We start from the raw sequence: 18,487 nt of genomic DNA on the forward strand, positions 1-18,487 counted from the left end.
TGAACCCTAGGTTCAACCTTTTTTATTTATGAAATGTTAGTAACATCTGTGTTCCAATATTTTCCTGACTTCTGACTTGGATAGTAGCCTCATGAAGTTTTAAAGCATGTTTGACAATAGACAAACCAAGACCAGTTCCACCAACTTTTCTTGAGCGACTTTTATCAACACGATAGAAGCGTTCAAAAATCCGTTCTTGTTCTTCTTTTGGAATGCCAAGACCAGTATCCTTAATAGCTAAGAAAACGTATTTTTCATCCGATGTTATTGTAACTTCGACGCTTCCTTTATTACGGTTATAAGTAATAGCATTATCGCAGAGATTGTACAAAACTGAGTGAATCAAAGCAGGATTTCCTAGCATCATGGTTGGCTGACCTGTTAAGTGTAAATGGATCTGTCTCTGACTAGCTTTGGTAGACAAACTATCAAGAACATTTTTAGCAATTGCATAGATGTCCAATGTTTCCATAGGTACCTGATCAGTCTCATCCAAATGTGAAAGATTGATAATATCTTCAACTAGTTGAACCATGCGCTTAGATTCTTTGTAAATTTTGCCTGCAAAATAAGGAGCATCCTCACTTGAAACCATTCCATTAACCAGCATCTCTGAGTATCCCGAGATAACATGTAAAGGTGTCTTTAATTCATGTGAGACATTAGCCGTAAATTCATGACGCAGCTGCTCAATTTGTAATTGTTCCGTCACATCAAATAAAAGAATGACCAAACCTGTCACATGACCATCAAATAAAATCGGGCGAATCAGAACTTTATAACTCTCTTTGTCAAAATGAATAATTCCCTCTTGCTTATGACCAGCTAGACCTGATTTTAACCATTTATGAAACGACAAGTCTCTCGTAATTTGTAAGATGTCTTTTCCAAGACAAGTTTGATCTGTCTGAAAAAGTTGTTGCGCCGCGTCATTAATACTAATCACCTGACACTTAGCATCCAACAAAATAATACCTTCTTTAATTTTTGAAATGATGGTATCAAATTCTTCTTTTTTCTGGTTTAACAAGGCTTCTTGCTTACTCAACGCTTTTTGATGATGATCAATTCGTCTTAACAAAGGAGAAATTTCATCATAAGCTTCATTTTGCAGTGGCTGATCTAGATCTAAATCATTTAGAGGAGCCACAATACGTTTGGCAGTATATCGCGCAACCCAGATTGATAAAGCAATAGCTAATATGATAATCAAGGCAAATGGTTGAAACATGCGAATATACAGTAATAATAAGCTGTGCTGTGTCACTGATAATCGGATAACCGTTCCGTCATCAAGACGCTGTGCTAAATACAAGGACTTAGTTGTTAAAGTAGATGAATAGCGCGTGCTTTCTCCATAACCATCAGCCAAGGCTTCCTTGAATTCTTTCCGATTGGCATGATTATCCATCTTCTTTGCATTAGACTGACTATCATAAAGAACATCTCCTTTATGGTCAATCCAAGTCATTCGAACTCCTGATACCTTAAGGTGATTAAAATAGCTTTTTCCCTCAAGATTGACCCCTTGGGCAACTAAGGACGTCTCTGTCTGAAGTTGTTCTTTTTGTACTTGAGCAAAATAGCTATAGAGAACCCCCATAATCAGCATAATTGCTAAAAAGAGAATTCCCAAAGTTACCATAAGCGTCGAACGAAAAATCTTCTTAACCATTGTCATCCTCCAGGCGATAACCGACACCACGAATCGTTTGAATATAATGGCTAGCATCACCAAGTTTTGTTCGAAGCGTTCCAATATGGACATCCACAGTTCTCGTTTCACCTAAAAAATCATCTCCCCAGACTTGTTTAAGTAGATCTTGTCTGGTAAATACACGATTGGGATTTTTCAGCAAAAGAGCAAGAAGTTCAAACTCTTTCAGAGTTAAATGAATCACTTGATTATCTTTTTTAACAATATAATTTTCCACATCTAGTGATAAATTTCCAAGCTGTAGTTGCTTAGGAGCAGGTGCTTTTTGACTTCGACGCAAAACAGCCTTAATTCGTGAAATCATCTCCATCATGCCAAAAGGCTTAACAAGATAATCATCGGCTCCCATATCTAGCCCTTTTACCTTGTCGTATTCCGTTCCTTTGGCTGTTGCCATAATGACTGGAATATCTGCAGTCGTAGGTGTTCCTTCTAGCTTTTCTAAAATGGCTAAACCATCACTTCCAGGCAACATAATATCTAATAAAACCAAATCAGGCTTTTGACTAGACACGGCTTGCCAAAAGTCATCAGCGTTTGGAAATCCAAGAGCTTCAAAACCAGCTGTTTTTAAAGTATATAGCATCAATTCACGGATATCATCATCGTCTTCAACACAGTAAATCATATGTCATCTCCATCTAATTGCCCAGTAATGGAAAAAATCACCCATTTGGCAATATTAACCGTATGGTCACCGATACGTTCAATGTATTTAGCTACCATCAAGACATCAATAGCATGCTCGCCATCAACATCTTTGCCTGAAAAATATGTCATCAAATTTACCTTTATTGTATCAAAATCTTGGTCAACTGTATTGTCGTAACGAACAACCTGATTTGCCATCTCTTCATTGTCGTATACAAAGGCATCAATACTGGTTGTTACCATACCTACAACATGGCCGACCATTTTTTGCAAATACTCTAACTCTGGTCCAGGTTGAATGTGACCTTGATTCACAATTTCACCAATTTCTGCAGCTTGCGCTCCAATACGTTTCATGTCATAAACCATCTTCAATGCTGCTGAAACTCGCCTTAAATCTTTAGCAACAGGCTGTTGACGTAAGAGTAATTTCAAACACTGCTCCTCAATATCACGCTCAAGCCGTTCAATTTTCTGGTAGGTTTTAACCACATTGTTAACCAAATACGAATCATCTTTCTTCAAAAATTGAACTGATTTTGAAATGACATCCTCACACAAGGCTCCCATCAAGATGACATTTTTCGTTAGCTCTTGCAGCTGATTTTCAAATGTTGAACGAATCATCCAAATCTCCCTGTAATATAATTTTCTGTTCTTTCATCTTGCGGCAGTGAAAAGAGCTGGCTTGTTTGATTACACTCAACCAACTCCCCCATGAGAAAGAAAGCTGTCTTATCTGAAATTCTCACTGCTTGTTGCATATTATGAGTTACCATGACAATGCTATATTTTTCTTTTAAAGCAATCACCAAATCTTCGATTTTTGACGTTGATATAGGATCCAATGCACTAGTTGGTTCATCCATCAATAAAACTTCTGGCTCAATAGCTAAAGCACGCGCAATGCAGAGACGTTGTTGTTGACCACCCGATAAACCCATAGCCGATTTCGTCAAACGATCTTTGACCTCATCCCAAATTGCTGCTTGTTTTAAAGAACGTTCAACAATTTCATCTAGTTGAGTCTTCGCGTGAATCCCATGTGTTCTCGGTCCAAAGGCAATATTGTCGTAAATGCTCATTGGAAATGGATTTGGCTTTTGAAATACCATACCAACTTTTTTACGTAATCTGTTGATATCAATATCTTGATAAATGTCTTCATCATCTAGAATCACTTTCCCAGTGATACGACAATCTTTAACCAAATCATTCATGCGATTCAAACTTTTTAACAAGGTGGATTTTCCACACCCTGACGGCCCAATAAAAGCTGTGATTCCATTTGCTGGAATTTCTAAATCAATCGATTTTAACGCGTGAAAATCACCATAATATAAATCTAAATTATCAACAATTAACTTACTCATCACTCATCTCACTTCCTAGACGTCTAGCCACAAAACCAGATAAAACATTAATACCAATGACTAATACCAAGAGAACTACTGCTGTTGCATAAGTCTGATTAAGATATAAGCCCTCACCAGATATCGCATACATATGAACTGCTAAAGTTCTAGAGGAACTAAAGACACTTCTTGCTACTTCCGCAACAGTTCCAGCTGTAAAAATAAGAGCCGCAGATTCTCCGATAATACGGCCAATTGCTAAAATAACCCCTGAGAAAATACCCGGTATTGCACTTGGTAAAACTATTCTAAAAATTGTCCGTAATTTTCCAGCACCTAAAGCAAAGGCTCCTTCTCGGTACCCATCAGGAACAGATAGTAAAGCTTCTTCCGTTGTACGCATGATTAGGGGAAGAATCATAATACTTAACGTAATACCACCTGATAACAAAGAAAGACCAAAATGCGCATACTTAACAAAGAAAAGTGCCCCAAACAAACCATAAATAATCGATGGAATTCCTGAAAGTGTTTCGGTAGCAATCCTAATAATTGAAACTAATGTGTTATCCCTTCTAGCGTATTCCGTTAGGTAAATAGAAGCACCAATTCCAATCGGAACAGCAATCAAAAGAGTCAATACCGCTATCAACAAGGTGTTAATCAAAGCTGGTAATAAAGAAACATTTTCTGTCGTATAAGTTAAAGCAAATAAGCCCTTACTAAGATGAGGTACACCCTTAACTAGAATATAAATGACAATAAAAGTGATAACTAAAAAACTTAAGAAGGCTGCCAAATACACCATGCAAAATAAAATCATCGACAGAGGATCTTTTTTACGAGAGTCAATCTTTTGTTTGATATTTCTCTGATTGATATTTTTCATACTAATCCTCTTTCCGTAATAATGAAAAAGCAATGTTAACAATCAAGACAAACAGAAACAAAATAACAGCCGTTCCAATCAAAGCTTGCCTATGAAGTCCTGATGAATACCCCATTTCCATAACAATATTTGTTGTTAGTGTTCGAACCCCTGAGGTTAATGAGCTTGGTAAAATCGCCTGATTACCTGCTACCATAATAACAGCCATAGTCTCTCCAACAGCGCGACCAAGTCCGAGAATAACGGACGCCAATATGCCACGTTTGGCAGCTGGAAGTACCACAAAAAATATACTTCTTTCATGAGAAGCTCCTAAAGCTAATCCTCCTTCGTAATAATGATTAGGCACAGCCCTAATCGCTGATTCCGACACACTAACTATAGTTGGCAAAATCATTATCCCCAAAAGAATCGATGCCGTTAGTACTCCCATACCATAGCCACCAATGTAATTACGCACAAAGGGAACAAGGACAACTAAACCAAAGAAACCATAAACAACCGACGGAATTCCTGCCATTAAATTAATAGCTGACTTCAAAAGCTTATAAAGAACAGGTGGACAAAATTTTGCCATAAAAACTGCCGTAAAGATACCAATCGGAACCCCTATGATTAAAGCTCCCAGCGTCACATAAAGTGACCCAACAATCATTGGTAAAATGCCAAATTCATTACTTGATGGACGCCAAATTTCTCCCAGAAGAAAATTTTTAATGCCAATTTCTTTAATAGCAGGCAGTCCATTTGCCAACAAGAAAATGCATATCAATAAAACTGAAACGATTGAAATACAGGCTGTTAAAAAGAATAGCCCCTGCATGATTTTTTCTTTTTTGTGATTCATGACATCCTCTTAATCAGTCAAGTCTTTCCAGTCTGTTATTTTGCCAGAAAAGATATCTTTTACCTGTTGGCTGGTCAAATTTTCTACCTCATTAGCCTTATTGACAACAAGTGCAATGCCATCCATTGCAATAACAGTTGATGAAACACCTTTTGCTTTTTCAGCTTCCTCTAATTCGCGAGAAGCCATACCAATATCCGATGTTCCATCAATAGTGTCAGTGATACCGGTTGATGAGTCACTTTGTTGAATATCGACTTTAACACCCGGATTAACTTTGCCATAAGCTTCTTTCAATTTTTCCATAACTGGAGTTACCGAACTAGATCCAGAAACCACTACTTTTCCAGTAGTCACACTTGTTTGATAAGGCTCTTTTTGCTCAAGAGGAATATAGCCATTATCCTTAACAATCTTTTGACCATCACTACTTAAGATATAAGTCATGAAATCCTTTGCTGACTTACTGATTTCTGATTTTGTCACAATATTAAATGGACGAGAAATCTTATAAGAACCATCCTTAATTGTCTCAACACTAGCTTTTTGGCCATCGATATTCAAAACTTTGACACTGTCATTAAGAGCACCTAATGATGCATAACCAATTGCTGACTTATCTCCAGCAACAGTCGTTAATGTGACCGATGTTGAGTTCGTTACGATAGCACTTGATGTAGTCATATCAACTGTATCGCCTTTACTATTTTTTCCTTTTAAATCAAAAAGCTCAACAAAAGCACCGCGTGTCCCTGATCCTTCTTCACGAGAGACAACATTAATCTGCCCCGTTCCTGACTCAGTTTTAGATGATTTTCCACAAGCAGATAAGACTGAACCTGCTCCCAAACTAAGTAGAGCTAAACTGGCTAACATTTTCCATTTTTTCATGGCTTTCTCCTTTAACATCTTTATAGTCGTCATTATAAGCAGTTAATATCAAATCCATTACCTTTTTTTTGTAAAGTTTTTGTAAAATCCTCTCTTATCAGACCAAAAACAATAATCATAACCCTAACTCCAAACTTTAAGTTCTATAGGAAAGATGCTATAATATTAATATCTTTTTCAAGATAAATTTCCAAATTAATAAAGGCTCAAACCCTCGCTACGAAAGGAATCTAGATTATTATGATGAACATGCAAAACATGATGCGCCAAGCTCAAAAACTCCAAAAACAAATGGAGAAAAAACAAGCTGAATTGGCTAGCACTACTTTTACTGGAAAATCAGCCCAAGAACTTGTTGTTGCTGAATTTACAGGTGATAAAAAATTGGTAAACATCACATTTAAGGATGCTATTGTTGATCCAGACGATATTGAAACACTTCAAGACATGACAACACAAGCTATCAACGATGCTCTTTCTCAAGTTGATGCTGCTACTCAAAAAACACTTGGCGCTTTTGCAGGTAAATTGCCATTCTAAAGTAAACATCAAAAAAGCTCGAACCATTTGGTTCGAGCTTTTTATTTACTTGCAACTTCTAAACAATAAGATTTTTCATGACAATGCGGGCAAGTGAGTTTTCGTGTTTTTGGCGTATGCGGAGCAAAGAAAAATGTTTTAAAATTTGGTTGAAATCGGTGATGACAATTTGGGCAAACGTAAGCAACATTTTGAGCATATACCTTTGAAAACCAGATTGCAAAAGGTAGTATGATGATTTCAGCAAGCAGATAAATCCAAAAATTCCTTGCCACAATTGCCCATACTATACTTCCCACTTGAAGGATAATTAAAGGCAAAAAGATGAAAAACATCTTCCGATGGACCTTTTTCAAAGATAATTGATTTTTCATGGTAAGAGAAATGTCTGATAAAAAGTCTAGTGATTGTCCAGACTGGCTCTTAACTCTGTCAAGTAAGTTTACAGCAGTGTCAAGTTTAGCTTTCTTTTCTGCAAGTTGCTCTTTAGTTTCTTTGATATGTTCTACAAGAAGAAGTTCTAAAACCTGCTTGGCATTTTTTTCAGCAAAAAGACGCTTAATCTGCTCAATCGAAAAATCCAACTCTCGTAAAAAACATATCAGATGTAGCCGTTCCAAATCACTCTCGGTATAGATACGATGACCACCTTCTGTCAATTGTGACGGTAGCAAAATACCACGCTTATCGTAGTACTGCACTGTGCGAACCGAAACACCAGCCAATTTAGCCAAATCACCAGTTGTGTAAGTCTGAGACATTTCCTTCACCTCCTTTCTGCCCTCATTATAGGACATAACCTAAGGTCACAAGCAAGAGGTTACCCTAGATGATTTTTCCTTCTTTGAAAAATAGCTAAGCTCTTAATCGAAAAAGCCACCCAAAGCAGCAAATGGATTGTCACCATGCTCTTCTTCTTGCTGATTCAGATAAGATTTATTCTCATCAAATTCCATAAATTTTTCATAGACTAGAGCTGTCATACGAGCATCTTCCAAAGAATTATGCCCTTGTCCAGAAATTCCTAAAAAATCAGCAACGCTTGTCAACTTAAGATTTGCAATTCCATTCAAATCAGAACTACGACGTTCATAAGCTTCATCATAAAGATCAACCTTGTAAAGCTCTGTCAAGTCTAAATCATTCTCAGCTAAAAGAGGCAAGTCAGATTTCAAGGCATTATAACCAACTAGAGCTGTCTCACCTACGAAATCTTTAAAATCCGCCAAGACTTTATCCAACTTTGGAGCGTTCGCAATTTTTTCAGATGTAATACCTGTTAAGCCATTAATAAAAGATTGTAAAGGAACATCTGTGTAAACGTAAGTGTCAAAGTTGTCAACTTCTACACCATCTCGAAATTTTACAGCAGAAACCTGAATGATGTGACTGATCTCAGCAACAGTATTAAATTCCAAGTCAAAGGAAATATACTCAGATAGCTTTTCCATAATTCCTCCCTAAAAACATCATCATTTCTTTATAAAACAAGCTGGAACTTTCGTCCCAGCTCCGCCTAATAAGCCTATTTTTTACCAAAGAGACGAGCAAATAATCCTTTCGGAGTGGCTGCTTGTTCTTCTTGCTCTTGAATAGCTTCTTCTGTTTTTGTTTGAATTTCTTCAAACTCAGCCTTAGCTTCATTAAGTTCAAGTTGAAGACGTTTGCTATCTTCCATAGCAGCTAGTGTCAATTGTTGTTGTTGATCTAGTTGCTTGTCTTTCTCACCGATTTGAACATCTTTAACACGAAGTTGCTCATCTTTTGAAGCCAATTGTTTGTCCTTAGCTTTTAGTTGTTCATAGAGACGTGTAATCTCTGTATTTTTTTCATCAACTAAAATTTCCAAAAGTTCACGTTGTTTTGTTTCTTCGTCAATTGGATCATCTTCAAAAATAGTTTTTTTATAGATTTCCTCTAATTTGATCAAGCCGCTACGATTAACTACTGTAACACCTTTTTCATTTTTATCTACATCTTCTTCTGGGAGATTCTTAACACGATTATTAACCGCTTGGCGGCTAACTCCTAGAATCTCAGCAATTTCACTAACTGTTTTCTCGATTGCCATAATATCCTCTTTTACATTGAAATACTTATGAAAAGGATAACACATGAACACTTGATTGTCAATTTTTAGCCAGTTACTTGACTGCTTAAAGCTTGAATTGATAGGCTTTTTTTGCAATCGTGTCAACTTTCTGTCATTTTCTGTAAACTCGCTACTCTATTTCAAAAATATCTATTAGCATTTGACTACGGGATAGAAATATTTTATGCTACAATGATTATATGAAACAATACGATACAATTATCATCGGCGGGGGACCTGCTGGAATGATGGCTGCTATTTCCAGCAGCTATTATGGCTACAAAACATTACTGATTGAAAAAAATAAACGCCTCGGCAAAAAATTAGCTGGTACAGGTGGCGGTCGTTGTAACGTCACAAATAACGGTACTATTGACGACCTGATGGAAGGCATCCCTGGCAATGGGCGTTTTCTATATAGTGTCTTTTCACAATTTGACAACCATGATATCATGCGATTCTTTGAAGAAAATGGCGTTGCTTTAAAAGTTGAAGACCATGGGCGCGTCTTCCCAAAAACTGATAAATCCAAAACAATCATCGATGCTCTAGCACATAAAATTAGCGAACTAGGAGGCACCGTTTTAACAAATACCGAAGTCGTTTCTGTGAAAAAAATCGATAACCTTTTCCACATCAAATCTGCTTCAGATGAGTTTGTCTGTAAAAAACTCATTGTCACAACTGGTGGGAAAGCTTATCCATCAACTGGTTCGACTGGATTTGGCTATGAAATCGCTCGTCACTTCAAGTTAAACTTAACCGAACTTGAAGCAGCAGAAAGTCCTTTATTAACAGATTTTCCACACAAGGAACTTCAGGGAATTTCTCTGAGCGATATCAACCTATCTTATGGGAAACATCACATTACACATGATTTACTCTTTACCCACTTTGGACTATCTGGACCCGCTGCGCTTCGCATGTCTAGTTTTATTAAAGGTGGAGAAACTATCACACTCGATGTTATCCCCAATATATCCACAGAAGACCTTCTTGCATTTTTAGAAGAACATCGTGAAAAATCACTTAAGAATACTCTTAAAATGCTTGTCCCTGAGCGCTTAGCAAACTTTTTTGCTCAGCCATTTCCTGAAAAAGTCAAACAACTGACCCCAAATCAAGAAAAAGAGCTTGTGGATAAGATAAAAGCTTTACCAATCAAGGTCGCTGGAAAAATGTCTCTCGCAAAATCCTTTGTAACCAAAGGCGGCGTTGACTTAAAAGAAATCAATCCTAAAACTCTTGAAAGCAAGCAAGTTCCAGGCTTGCACTTTGCTGGCGAAGTCCTTGATATCAATGCCCACACAGGTGGTTTTAATATCACGGTTGCCTTGTGCACAGGCTGGGTTGCTGGAAGTTTACATTATTAACAATTGTTGAGAAATCCAATTTTGGATTTCTTTTTTATATTTTTTAAAAAATATTTAACTAGTTAAGGTTTTTTGTTTGATTCTTAATCCAAAAGTGTTATAATTAATTTTGTTAACCAGTTAACTAAAAGGAGATATTATGGCTAAAAAATCAAAAATCGCTAGATACAATAAACAATTAAAACTCATTGAACAATACGCAGACTTGCGTCGCGAACTAAAAGCTAAAGGTGATTACGAAGCCCTTCGTAAATTACCACGTGACTCAAATCCAAATCGCTTGAAAAACCGTGACCGCATTGACGGTCGTCCTCATGCTTACATGCGAAAATTTGGCATGAGCCGTATCAACTTCCGTAATCTTGCTCACGAAGGAAAAATCCCAGGGGTCACAAAAGCCAGCTGGTAATATATCTAGAAAGAAAAAAGTTTTTATCACCAAAAAAGCAGACGTAGTCTGCTTTTTTAGTTAATGTAATAAGTGTAATAACGGTTATCCACAGTTAAACGTGGAAAATCTTCAGGTAAATCTGCCGAAGTAATTTCTTTAAATCCAGATTTTTGATAAAAATATTGAGCAGCTTCAAAATCTGATGTTGTTCCAAGAAATATCGCCTTTTTACTATTTTCATAACAATAAGTAATAAATTCTTCTAATAACTTTTTCCCTAAACCTAATTTTCGATAAGGTTTTGCAACAAACATTTTCTTTAAAGCAACATTCCCATCTCTAAGTGCAACTAAACCAAGACATCCAATTACATGACCACTGCTGCTATCCACAGCCACCCAAAACTGTCCACCTTTATTTTGGTATGAACGTTCAATATTCAATAAATCAGGTTGATCAGATAGCGTGATTGGAAGTAGAAATTCATTTTGTTGAATATCTAAAATCATCTCTTTTACTGACTGATTAAATTTTGGCTCAAAAATTCTGATTTCCATAAACTCTCCCCTTTTATTTAATTGTATTTGCAATAATATTTCTCATATTATAGCACATTTTATTGTAAATGCAATAATTTTTTGATAAAATTTATTCGAGGAGATAAAATGTTTAAAATCATTCGTACTATTGGTGCCATTACGCGTACTATTCAAATAGATTCTAACAATCACTTTAAAGAATTTGGCTTAAATAATAACCTTTATATCTATATCATTCGTATCTGTGAACAACCTGGTATGTTTTTAGGGGAATTAGCTGATAATGTCCAAATTGATCGCACAACAGCCTTTAGAACCATCAAAAAACTTGTTAAGCTTGGCTATTTTGAATTAAAGAAAGATTCTGTTAATCAAAAAATCAAGCGTGTTTACCCAACAGAAAAAGCCATGGACATTTATCCACAACTTCATGAATATGAACAGCAACAATCTGATTTGCTATTATCAAACTTATCCACAGATGAAGTTGCTCAGCTCGAAAAACTCATGTCAAAATTAAACTACTAAACCTGGTAATAAATCAAAAGCCCCTGAAATTTTCAGGAGCTTATTTATATTTAATCCAATGTATCAAAGGCTAGACTTGGTTTGGCATTTAAATCAAGTCCTGCAAAATGTCCTTTGTCGTATTCAATAGCTGCAGCTAGTGAAACCATTCCCGCATTATCACCACATAGACGTAGTGGGGGAATGACAACTTCTGCTTCTGTGATTTCATCTGCTAAACGTTCACGAAGCCCTTGGTTTGCCGCCACACCACCTGCTACTACAAGGGTTTTAACTGGATATTTCTCCAAAGCTTTTTTGGTTTTAGCCATTAAAACATCTAAGACAGCTGCTTGGAATGATGCTGACAAATCTTCATTTGAAAGAGTTTCACCTTTTTGAGCCGCATTATGATGGAGATTAATAAAGGCTGATTTCAACCCTGAGAATGAAAACTCAAGATTGTCTTCTTTAATCATCGCACGTGGGAAATCATAGATATCTTTTCCTTTATGTGCCAATTGGTCTATTTCACGTCCCGCTGGGTAAGTCAAGCCCATCACACGACCAACTTTGTCATAAGCTTCACCTACAGCATCATCACGTGTTTCACCAACAATCTTATAATTACCTGGTTCAGACACATAGACAAGTTCTGTGTGACCACCAGAAACCAATAAAGCCATCAATGGGTATTGAAGTTCTTTTACTTCACGCGCCGCCATTAAGTGTCCTGCCATGTGGTTGACTGGAATCAATGGCAAATTGTTAGCCCAAGCAAAAGCTTTAGCAGCCGCCATTCCAACCAGAATCGCACCAACCAAACCAGGTCCGTAAGTGACTGCAACCGCATCTAAGTCGCTAACTTCAATGCCTGCAGCTTCCAAAGCATCCTTAAAGCAAGTTGTAATTACTTCAACATGGTGACGACTAGCTACTTCAGGCACGACACCACCAAAACGCTTATGACTTTCGATTTGGCTTGCGATGACGTTACTTAAAATCTCACTGTCATTTTTTAAAACCGCAATACTTGTCTCATCACAAGAACTCTCCACGGCTAAAATATATCTATCTTTCATCGATTAATTACCTCGTATTTACCTTCGCGCTTCATGATAATCGCATCTTCTACTGGTTCATGATAATATTGCTTACGCTTGCCAATAATGTCAAAACCAAATTTCTCATACAAAGCTTGTGCAGGAGTATTTGACGCTCTCACTTCCAAGAAAATCGGAAAATCAACATGGTCCAGATTAGCCAGTAATTGGCTACCTAAGCCATGTCCTTGATAAGCTTTTTTTATGGCAATATTTGTAATTTCTAGTTCCCCAGCCAATTGTGAAATGGCTAAAAATCCTACAACTTTTTCATCTTTTTTGACAAAAAAGTAATCAACATTATCCTGTTGCATGTCTGATAAAATCTGCTTTTCAGACCACGGAGATACTAGGTAAACATCTGACAATATCTCATAAACAGCAGTAACACTTGCTTGTAAATCTTTCATATTAGATGCGATTGACGTAATTTGCACTTGGATTTTCTGTGTGTGTTTTAAGCCAATTTTCTTCTGCTTCAACACGTTTTAGATAACTTGGCACAAAGCTATCCACATCAACTGGTTGTAACTCTTGACCACGTCTACCAATAGCATAAGCTGACGGCAAAACAGAAAGAACCTTAGCTTGCGGAAGACTCTCAGCAATTTGATTGCTGAAATTAGCAACTTCACCAACAAACATAACAGCTTCTTCGTCCTTAACCGCTTCAAGAACATCGGCAAAGTTCATGTGTTGGTCGTCTTTAACAGATTGACCGTCTTTGTAAAAACCAGCATAAACATTGTTACGACGAGCATCAATCACTGGGACAACTAAGCCATCAAAATCAGCTGTAGCAGCAAGTGCATAAAGACTAGAAACACCTACCAATTCAATATTCAACGTATAAGCTAGCGTTTTAGCAGTCGCAACTGCCACACGAAGACCAGTATATGAACCTGGACCTTGAGCTACTGAAATTCTATCCAAATCAGTTGGTTTTAAATCAACTGCTTTCATCAAAAAATCAATCGCAGGCATCAAATTAATGCTGTGATTTTTCTTAATATTGACCGTTACATCGGCTAGTAAATTTTCACCATCCAAGATGGCAACAGACAAAGCCTTACTTGATGTATCAAAGGCTAAAACTTTCATCATTTAAATTCCCTCACTTGATTATACTTCTTATTTTATGATATAATTTTAATAATTGCAACGAATCAAGGTTAAATCAATTACTCAGAAAAAATTTAATAAGAACTGGTCAAGTAGCAAGTATGTACAAGCTAGTTGACGTGTTTTGTGTAGTTTGATTAACCACAGGTATATCAAGAAAGGAAAAAACTATGATTTATAAAGTTTTTTATCAAGAAACAAAAGAACGTAACCCACGCCGCGAACAAACTAAAGCTCTTTATTTAGAAATTGACGCAGCTAACGAACTTGAAGGACGTATCAAAACTCGTGAACTTGTAGAGGCAAAAACACCTTACAACGTTGAATACATTGAACTTCTTTCAGACAAACACTTAGCCTACGAAAAAGAAACAGGTGCCTTTAAATTAACGGAGTTATAACATGTCACAAATCAATTTAAAACCCGAAGAAGTTGGGGTTTATGCGATTGGTGGTCTCGGAGAAATTGGTAAAAACACTTACGGTATTGAATATCAAGATGAAATCATTATCGTAGATGCTGGTATCAAATTCCCAGAAGACGATTTGCTCGGTATTGACTACGTTATTCCAGACTATTCATATATCGTTGACAATATCGATCGCATTAAAGGCCTTGTGATTACTCACGGGCACGAAGACCACATTGGTGGGATTCCTTTCCTTTTGAAGCAAGCCAATATTCCAATTTATGCTGGACCACTTGCGCTTTCACTTATCAAAGGAAAATTGGAAGAACACGGACTTTTACGTGACGCTAAACTTTATGAAATCAACGCCAATACAGAGTTGACTTTTAAAAACCTTAGCGTTACATTCTTCCGTACAACCCACTCAATTCCGGAACCTCTAGGAATCGTTATCCACACACCACAAGGTAAAATTGTCTGCACAGGGGATTTCAAATTTGACTGGACACCGGTTGGTGAACCAGCAGATATCCACCGCATGGCTGCACTTGGTGAGGATGGCGTCCTATGTTTGCTATCTGATTCTACTAACGCAGAAATTCCAACCTTTACAAACTCAGAAAAAGTTGTTGGACAATCTATTATGAAGATTATTGAAGGTATCCACGGACGTATTATCTTTGCGTCATTTGCCTCAAACATCTTCCGTCTCCAACAAGCTGCCGAAGCAGCTGTTAAAACTGGACGTAAAATCGTAGTCTTCGGACGTTCAATGGAAAAAGCCATTGTAAATGGTATTGAACTTGGTTACATCAAAGTTCCAAAAGGAACATTTATCGAACCAAGCGAAATCAAAGACTACCACGCTAGTGAAATCTTGATTATGTGTACAGGTAGCCAAGGTGAATCAATGGCTGCGCTAGCACGTATTGCTAATGGTACACACCGTCAAGTTACACTACAACCTGGCGATACTGTCATCTTCTCTTCTAGCCCAATTCCTGGTAATACAACAAGTGTTAACAAACTTATCAACACTATCCAAGAAGCTGGTGTAGAAGTTATCCACGGAAAAGTTAACAATATCCACACATCTGGTCACGGTGGACAACAAGAGCAAAAACTTATGCTCCGCTTGATGAAACCAAAATTCTTCATGCCAGTTCACGGTGAATACCGCATGCTTAAAATCCACGCTGGTTTAGCGATGGACACAGGTGTGCCAAAAGACAATATCTTCATCATGGAAAACGGTGATGTGCTAGCTCTTACAGCTAACTCAGCTCGTCGTGCTGGACACTTTAACGCCCAGGATATCTATGTTGATGGTAATGGTATCGGAGATATCGGTGCTGCCGTACTTCGTGACCGCCGTGATTTATCTGAAGACGGTGTTGTTCTTGCCGTTGCTACTGTTGACTTTGATAGCCAAATGATTTTGGCAGGTCCAGACATTCTTAGTCGTGGATTTATCTACATGCGTGAATCTGGTGACCTTATTCGCGAAAGTCAACGTGTTCTCTTCAATGCTATCCGCATTGCTTTGAAAAACAAAGATGCAAGTATCCAATCTGTTAACGGTGCTATCGTTAACGCGCTTCGTCCATTCCTATACGAAAAAACTGAACGTGAACCAATCATTATTCCAATGATTCTCACACCAGATGATAAATAATCAAAAAGCTAGTTGATCACATCAACTAGCTTTTTATCAACAACTTATCCACAGAAATAAAAAAGCCTGGAATTTTTCCAGACTTATTCTATCTTGTTAATAACTTTCTGGATAGATATAGCTGACTGTTCCAGCAGTGTTACTCTTTGTTGGATCAAACCAACCACGATAATTATCAATCCATTGTTTATTGCCATAATTAGATTCTAAAACTTGGATTTGCCCACTGGCATTTACAGCTGTCACGTAAGCCACATGCCCATAACTATCAGGATCAGTCCAGCAGACAATAGCTCCTACTTCAGCCTGTGTCCCAACCACATAACCTTGTGAAGCGGCATTGGCTGCCCAATCGCCAGCATTTCCCCACCAATTACTTGCCCAAGTAGCTACCTGCTTAACACCCCAAGTGCATTGCCCAACAGGGTAAGTATTAGTCGAGCTGTCCTGCTTTGACGCTGGCACATCAGTTTGGCTTGCCTCAGAATTCCTACTTGATGTTAACAAATTAGTCACAAATGGATCAATTGGTGTCTTATCAGGTATCTGTAGCACTTGCCCAGGAACAATAGTGTCATAAATCGACATACCATTTAAGGCTGCTAAATCATAAACACTCAGTCCATACATCTGCGCCACACTATAAAATGAATCACCACTTTGCAAGGTGTAAGTATCTGCTTTTACATTTACTTGTGAAAATAGCAAAGCACCTGACAATGTCGCCGTAGCTAGAACTAATTTTGTTTTATAATTCATAAAAATCTTCCTCCCTTTATGAACACTAGTATAGCAAGCCAATATTACAAATTATATAAAGGATTGTAAGCGTTATATTTCACGAAATCTCAATTTGCAAAATGAACGTTACAAAAAAACTGCCCAATGGACAGTTTTTTTATGATTGAAAACAAGAAAGTGTGTTAAACGCTTAGATTAATTCATTATTGAGCAACCATGACACGAAGGCCTTGGTCGATTTGTTCAGCAGCCTTACGTCCTTCACGGATTCCCCAAATGACAAGACTTGGACCACGACGAGCATCACCAGCAACAAAGACACGATCGTTGTTAGTTGAATAATCATCATAAACACTTTGGACACCAAATTGTTCAAAGAGTGATTTTTCAGCACCAGTGAATCCCATTGCTAACAAAACAAGGTCAGCTTTAATCGTTTCTTCGGTACCTTCGATTGGTTTGAAACCAGGACCAACTTTGATAGTTTTCGCAGCAATGACTTGGCCACGATCAGCACCAATAAATTCTGTTGTTGATGTTGCATAAGTTGTCAATTCAGTATCTTGAACATAGTTAGCTTCTTCTTGTCCATATCCAACGCGTTTGATCATTGGATATTGTGGCCATGGATTAGTTGGTAAGCGTTTTTCTGGTGGTTCTGGAGTGATTTCAAGCTGTTTAACGCTTGCTGCACCTAAACGAACCGCTGTACCGATACAGTCATTACCAGTATCACCACCACCGATAACAAGAACATGTTTTCCTTCAAGTGTTGGACCAAGTTTTTTGTTATCAGATGCAAGAACATTTTTAGTTGTTTCTGTTAAGAAATCAACTGCAAATCGAATACCAGTCAAGTGACGACCAGGAACATCCAAATCACGTGGCACACTAGCACCAGTGGCAAGAACTACACGGTCATATTCTTTCAACAAATCATCTGCAGTAATATCACGTCCAACTTCTGTATTGGCAACAAAATTGATACCAAGTTTTTCCATAAGATCAATACGACGTTGAACAACTTCTTTATCCAACTTCATATTTGGAATACCGTACATCAAAAGTCCACCAAAGCGATCACTACGTTCATAAACTGTAACACTGTGACCAAGTTTGTTAAGACGCCATGCTGTTGAAAGGCCCGCAGGACCTGAACCAATAACGGCAATTTTAAATCCTGTACGAAATGCTGGACGACCTGATTCTTCTACCCAACCATTTTCAAAGGCTGTATCGATGATAAAACGTTCGTTATCATGGATAGTAACACCAGAGCCATTGAGGCCCTCTGTACAGCCTTTTTCACATGGAGCTGGACAAACACGTCCAGTCATCTCTGGAAACGGATTAGTGCGTGATAAACGCTCAAATGCACGCTTATAGTCACCTTTGTATAGTAAATCATTCCATTCAGGAATCAAATTGTCATTTGGACAACCTGAAACTGCACGTCCACCACCGTAAAATTGTCCTGAGTGACAGAAAGGAATCCCACAAGACATGCAACGCGCAGCTTGCTTTTGGCGCTCTTCTGCTGTTAATGGAACTTGTAATTCTTCAAAGTCCAAGATGCGTTCAGCAACAGGACGAAACGGATTGTCTTTTCGATCATATTTCAAAAATCCAAACGGATTAGCCATT

22 protein-coding genes are annotated in these 18,487 nt (G+C 37.6%); 6 read left to right on the forward strand and 16 right to left on the reverse strand.

Going from position 1 to position 18,487, the window contains the following annotated elements:
- Window positions 1-22: 22 nt before the first annotated feature.
- Genes SFC32_RS06390 through SFC32_RS06420 form a run of 7 tightly spaced genes read right to left on the reverse strand, consistent with a single transcriptional unit; the run spans window position 23 to window position 6,350 of the window.
- Entirely contained in the window at window positions 23-1,675 is a 1,653-nt protein-coding gene (locus SFC32_RS06390; RefSeq protein WP_411049573.1) for an ATP-binding protein, read from the reverse strand.
- A complete protein-coding gene (locus SFC32_RS06395) occupies window positions 1,668-2,345 on the reverse strand; it encodes a winged helix-turn-helix domain-containing protein (protein WP_074964997.1) in 678 nt (225 codons plus the stop codon). The genes SFC32_RS06390 and SFC32_RS06395 overlap by 8 nt, the downstream gene beginning before the upstream one ends.
- The gene (gene phoU, locus SFC32_RS06400; protein WP_039696281.1) at window positions 2,342-2,995 is read right to left on the reverse strand and encodes a phosphate signaling complex protein PhoU; all 654 of its coding nucleotides are present in this window, start codon (window positions 2,993-2,995) and stop codon (window positions 2,342-2,344) included. The genes SFC32_RS06395 and phoU overlap by 4 nt, the downstream gene beginning before the upstream one ends.
- Window positions 2,992-3,741: a phosphate ABC transporter ATP-binding protein PstB gene (gene pstB, locus SFC32_RS06405; RefSeq protein ID WP_074868561.1), complete on the reverse strand. Its 750-nt coding sequence runs from the start codon at window positions 3,739-3,741 to the stop codon at window positions 2,992-2,994. Before pstB ends, phoU begins: the two co-directional genes overlap by 4 nt.
- A complete protein-coding gene (gene pstA / locus SFC32_RS06410) occupies window positions 3,734-4,612 on the reverse strand; it encodes a phosphate ABC transporter permease PstA (protein WP_074868563.1) in 879 nt (292 codons plus the stop codon). The genes pstB and pstA overlap by 8 nt, the downstream gene beginning before the upstream one ends.
- 1 nt (window position 4,613) lies before the next feature.
- A complete protein-coding gene (pstC, locus tag SFC32_RS06415) occupies window positions 4,614-5,459 on the reverse strand; it encodes a phosphate ABC transporter permease subunit PstC (RefSeq protein WP_411049575.1) in 846 nt (281 codons plus the stop codon).
- 9 nt (window positions 5,460-5,468) lie between these two features.
- Entirely contained in the window at window positions 5,469-6,350 is an 882-nt protein-coding gene (locus tag SFC32_RS06420; protein WP_411049576.1) for a substrate-binding domain-containing protein, read from the reverse strand.
- A gap of 240 nt (window positions 6,351-6,590) precedes the next feature.
- Here SFC32_RS06420 and SFC32_RS06425 point away from each other — a divergent pair, with 240 nt between their 5' ends.
- Complete coding sequence (locus tag SFC32_RS06425) at window positions 6,591-6,890, forward strand: YbaB/EbfC family nucleoid-associated protein (protein ID WP_074564436.1); 300 nt, start codon at window positions 6,591-6,593, stop codon at window positions 6,888-6,890.
- A 41-nt stretch (window positions 6,891-6,931) separates the two neighbouring features.
- Here the strand turns inward: SFC32_RS06425 and SFC32_RS06430 are convergent, their stop codons facing one another.
- From SFC32_RS06430 to SFC32_RS06440, 3 genes are all read right to left on the reverse strand, one after another.
- Entirely contained in the window at window positions 6,932-7,651 is a 720-nt protein-coding gene (locus tag SFC32_RS06430; protein ID WP_411049577.1) for a MerR family transcriptional regulator, read from the reverse strand.
- Window positions 7,652-7,753: 102 nt separating this feature from the next.
- Window positions 7,754-8,341: a 3'-5' exonuclease gene (locus tag SFC32_RS06435; protein WP_411049578.1), complete on the reverse strand. Its 588-nt coding sequence runs from the start codon at window positions 8,339-8,341 to the stop codon at window positions 7,754-7,756.
- A gap of 74 nt (window positions 8,342-8,415) precedes the next feature.
- Complete coding sequence (locus SFC32_RS06440; RefSeq protein WP_015695665.1) at window positions 8,416-8,961, reverse strand: DUF536 domain-containing protein; 546 nt, start codon at window positions 8,959-8,961, stop codon at window positions 8,416-8,418.
- Window positions 8,962-9,182: 221 nt separating this feature from the next.
- On the opposite strand from SFC32_RS06440, the gene SFC32_RS06445 reads away from it, so the two are divergent.
- Complete coding sequence (locus tag SFC32_RS06445) at window positions 9,183-10,355, forward strand: NAD(P)/FAD-dependent oxidoreductase (protein ID WP_411049579.1); 1,173 nt, start codon at window positions 9,183-9,185, stop codon at window positions 10,353-10,355.
- Window positions 10,356-10,494: 139 nt separating this feature from the next.
- Window positions 10,495-10,764 carry a 30S ribosomal protein S14 gene (gene rpsN, locus SFC32_RS06450; protein ID WP_024343539.1) on the forward strand — a complete coding sequence of 90 codons (270 nt, stop codon included), beginning with the start codon at window positions 10,495-10,497 and terminating at the stop codon, window positions 10,762-10,764.
- A 56-nt stretch (window positions 10,765-10,820) separates the two neighbouring features.
- Here the strand turns inward: rpsN and SFC32_RS06455 are convergent, their stop codons facing one another.
- Window positions 10,821-11,303, reverse strand: coding sequence for a GNAT family N-acetyltransferase (locus SFC32_RS06455; protein WP_411049580.1), 483 nt, complete (start codon window positions 11,301-11,303; stop codon window positions 10,821-10,823).
- Between the two features lie 108 nt (window positions 11,304-11,411).
- Between SFC32_RS06455 and SFC32_RS06460 the strand changes: the two genes are divergently transcribed.
- On the forward strand, window positions 11,412-11,813 hold the full coding sequence (locus tag SFC32_RS06460) for a MarR family winged helix-turn-helix transcriptional regulator (protein ID WP_411049581.1): 402 nt from the start codon (window positions 11,412-11,414) through the stop codon (window positions 11,811-11,813).
- Between the two features lie 50 nt (window positions 11,814-11,863).
- On the opposite strand, the gene tsaD is transcribed toward SFC32_RS06460, so the two are convergent.
- From tsaD to tsaB, 3 genes are read right to left on the reverse strand one after another with little or no spacing between them, the layout of a single operon-like run.
- Window positions 11,864-12,874: a tRNA (adenosine(37)-N6)-threonylcarbamoyltransferase complex transferase subunit TsaD gene (gene tsaD, locus SFC32_RS06465; protein ID WP_411049582.1), complete on the reverse strand. Its 1,011-nt coding sequence runs from the start codon at window positions 12,872-12,874 to the stop codon at window positions 11,864-11,866.
- A complete protein-coding gene (rimI, locus tag SFC32_RS06470; protein ID WP_411049583.1) occupies window positions 12,871-13,305 on the reverse strand; it encodes a ribosomal protein S18-alanine N-acetyltransferase in 435 nt (144 codons plus the stop codon). The genes tsaD and rimI overlap by 4 nt, the downstream gene beginning before the upstream one ends.
- A gap of 1 nt (window position 13,306) precedes the next feature.
- Window positions 13,307-13,999 (reverse strand): tRNA (adenosine(37)-N6)-threonylcarbamoyltransferase complex dimerization subunit type 1 TsaB, encoded by a 693-nt coding sequence (gene tsaB, locus SFC32_RS06475; protein ID WP_411049584.1) that lies wholly within the window; start codon window positions 13,997-13,999, stop codon window positions 13,307-13,309.
- Window positions 14,000-14,187: 188 nt separating this feature from the next.
- Here tsaB and SFC32_RS06480 point away from each other — a divergent pair, with 188 nt between their 5' ends.
- Both SFC32_RS06480 and rnjA read left to right on the forward strand, forming a co-directional pair.
- Window positions 14,188-14,418, forward strand: a complete 231-nt coding sequence (locus SFC32_RS06480) for a DNA-dependent RNA polymerase subunit epsilon (protein WP_039696258.1) — start codon at window positions 14,188-14,190, stop codon at window positions 14,416-14,418.
- Window position 14,419: 1 nt separating this feature from the next.
- Complete coding sequence (rnjA, locus tag SFC32_RS06485; protein ID WP_039696257.1) at window positions 14,420-16,102, forward strand: ribonuclease J1; 1,683 nt, start codon at window positions 14,420-14,422, stop codon at window positions 16,100-16,102.
- Window positions 16,103-16,198: 96 nt separating this feature from the next.
- On the opposite strand, the gene SFC32_RS06490 is transcribed toward rnjA, so the two are convergent.
- Together SFC32_RS06490 and SFC32_RS06495 are read right to left on the reverse strand one after the other, a co-directional pair.
- Entirely contained in the window at window positions 16,199-16,861 is a 663-nt protein-coding gene (locus tag SFC32_RS06490) for a CHAP domain-containing protein (protein ID WP_074564449.1), read from the reverse strand.
- A gap of 185 nt (window positions 16,862-17,046) precedes the next feature.
- Window positions 17,047-18,486, reverse strand: coding sequence for a glutamate synthase subunit beta (locus SFC32_RS06495; protein WP_074564451.1), 1,440 nt, complete (start codon window positions 18,484-18,486; stop codon window positions 17,047-17,049).
- Between the last annotated feature and the right edge of the window lies 1 nt (window position 18,487).

Origin of the sequence: Streptococcus sp. TATVAM-FAB8 (assembly GCF_046592795.1) — a bacterium.
In the GTDB taxonomy this organism is placed as follows: Bacteria; Bacillota; Bacilli; order Lactobacillales; family Streptococcaceae; genus Streptococcus; species Streptococcus ruminicola.

Coding starts and splice junctions, on each gene's coding strand:
- SFC32_RS06490 (WP_074564449.1), bottom strand. CDS start 16,861: ATGAATTATAAAACAAAATTAGTTCTAGCTACGGCGACATTGTCAGGT.
- rnjA (WP_039696257.1), top strand. CDS start 14,420: ATGTCACAAATCAATTTAAAACCCGAAGAAGTTGGGGTTTATGCGATT.
- rpsN (WP_024343539.1), top strand. CDS start 10,495: ATGGCTAAAAAATCAAAAATCGCTAGATACAATAAACAATTAAAACTC.
- SFC32_RS06435 (WP_411049578.1), bottom strand. CDS start 8,341: ATGGAAAAGCTATCTGAGTATATTTCCTTTGACTTGGAATTTAATACT.
- SFC32_RS06495 (WP_074564451.1), bottom strand. CDS start 18,486: ATGGCTAATCCGTTTGGATTTTTGAAATATGATCGAAAAGACAATCCG.
- SFC32_RS06420 (WP_411049576.1), bottom strand. CDS start 6,350: ATGAAAAAATGGAAAATGTTAGCCAGTTTAGCTCTACTTAGTTTGGGA.
- SFC32_RS06445 (WP_411049579.1), top strand. CDS start 9,183: ATGAAACAATACGATACAATTATCATCGGCGGGGGACCTGCTGGAATG.
- SFC32_RS06395 (WP_074964997.1), bottom strand. CDS start 2,345: ATGATTTACTGTGTTGAAGACGATGATGATATCCGTGAATTGATGCTA.
- SFC32_RS06430 (WP_411049577.1), bottom strand. CDS start 7,651: ATGTCTCAGACTTACACAACTGGTGATTTGGCTAAATTGGCTGGTGTT.
- SFC32_RS06480 (WP_039696258.1), top strand. CDS start 14,188: ATGATTTATAAAGTTTTTTATCAAGAAACAAAAGAACGTAACCCACGC.
- SFC32_RS06460 (WP_411049581.1), top strand. CDS start 11,412: ATGTTTAAAATCATTCGTACTATTGGTGCCATTACGCGTACTATTCAA.
- rimI (WP_411049583.1), bottom strand. CDS start 13,305: ATGAAAGATTTACAAGCAAGTGTTACTGCTGTTTATGAGATATTGTCA.
- pstB (WP_074868561.1), bottom strand. CDS start 3,741: ATGAGTAAGTTAATTGTTGATAATTTAGATTTATATTATGGTGATTTT.
- pstC (WP_411049575.1), bottom strand. CDS start 5,459: ATGAATCACAAAAAAGAAAAAATCATGCAGGGGCTATTCTTTTTAACA.
- tsaD (WP_411049582.1), bottom strand. CDS start 12,874: ATGAAAGATAGATATATTTTAGCCGTGGAGAGTTCTTGTGATGAGACA.
- SFC32_RS06455 (WP_411049580.1), bottom strand. CDS start 11,303: ATGGAAATCAGAATTTTTGAGCCAAAATTTAATCAGTCAGTAAAAGAG.
- phoU (WP_039696281.1), bottom strand. CDS start 2,995: ATGATTCGTTCAACATTTGAAAATCAGCTGCAAGAGCTAACGAAAAAT.
- SFC32_RS06390 (WP_411049573.1), bottom strand. CDS start 1,675: ATGGTTAAGAAGATTTTTCGTTCGACGCTTATGGTAACTTTGGGAATT.
- SFC32_RS06425 (WP_074564436.1), top strand. CDS start 6,591: ATGATGAACATGCAAAACATGATGCGCCAAGCTCAAAAACTCCAAAAA.
- tsaB (WP_411049584.1), bottom strand. CDS start 13,999: ATGATGAAAGTTTTAGCCTTTGATACATCAAGTAAGGCTTTGTCTGTT.
- pstA (WP_074868563.1), bottom strand. CDS start 4,612: ATGAAAAATATCAATCAGAGAAATATCAAACAAAAGATTGACTCTCGT.
- SFC32_RS06440 (WP_015695665.1), bottom strand. CDS start 8,961: ATGGCAATCGAGAAAACAGTTAGTGAAATTGCTGAGATTCTAGGAGTT.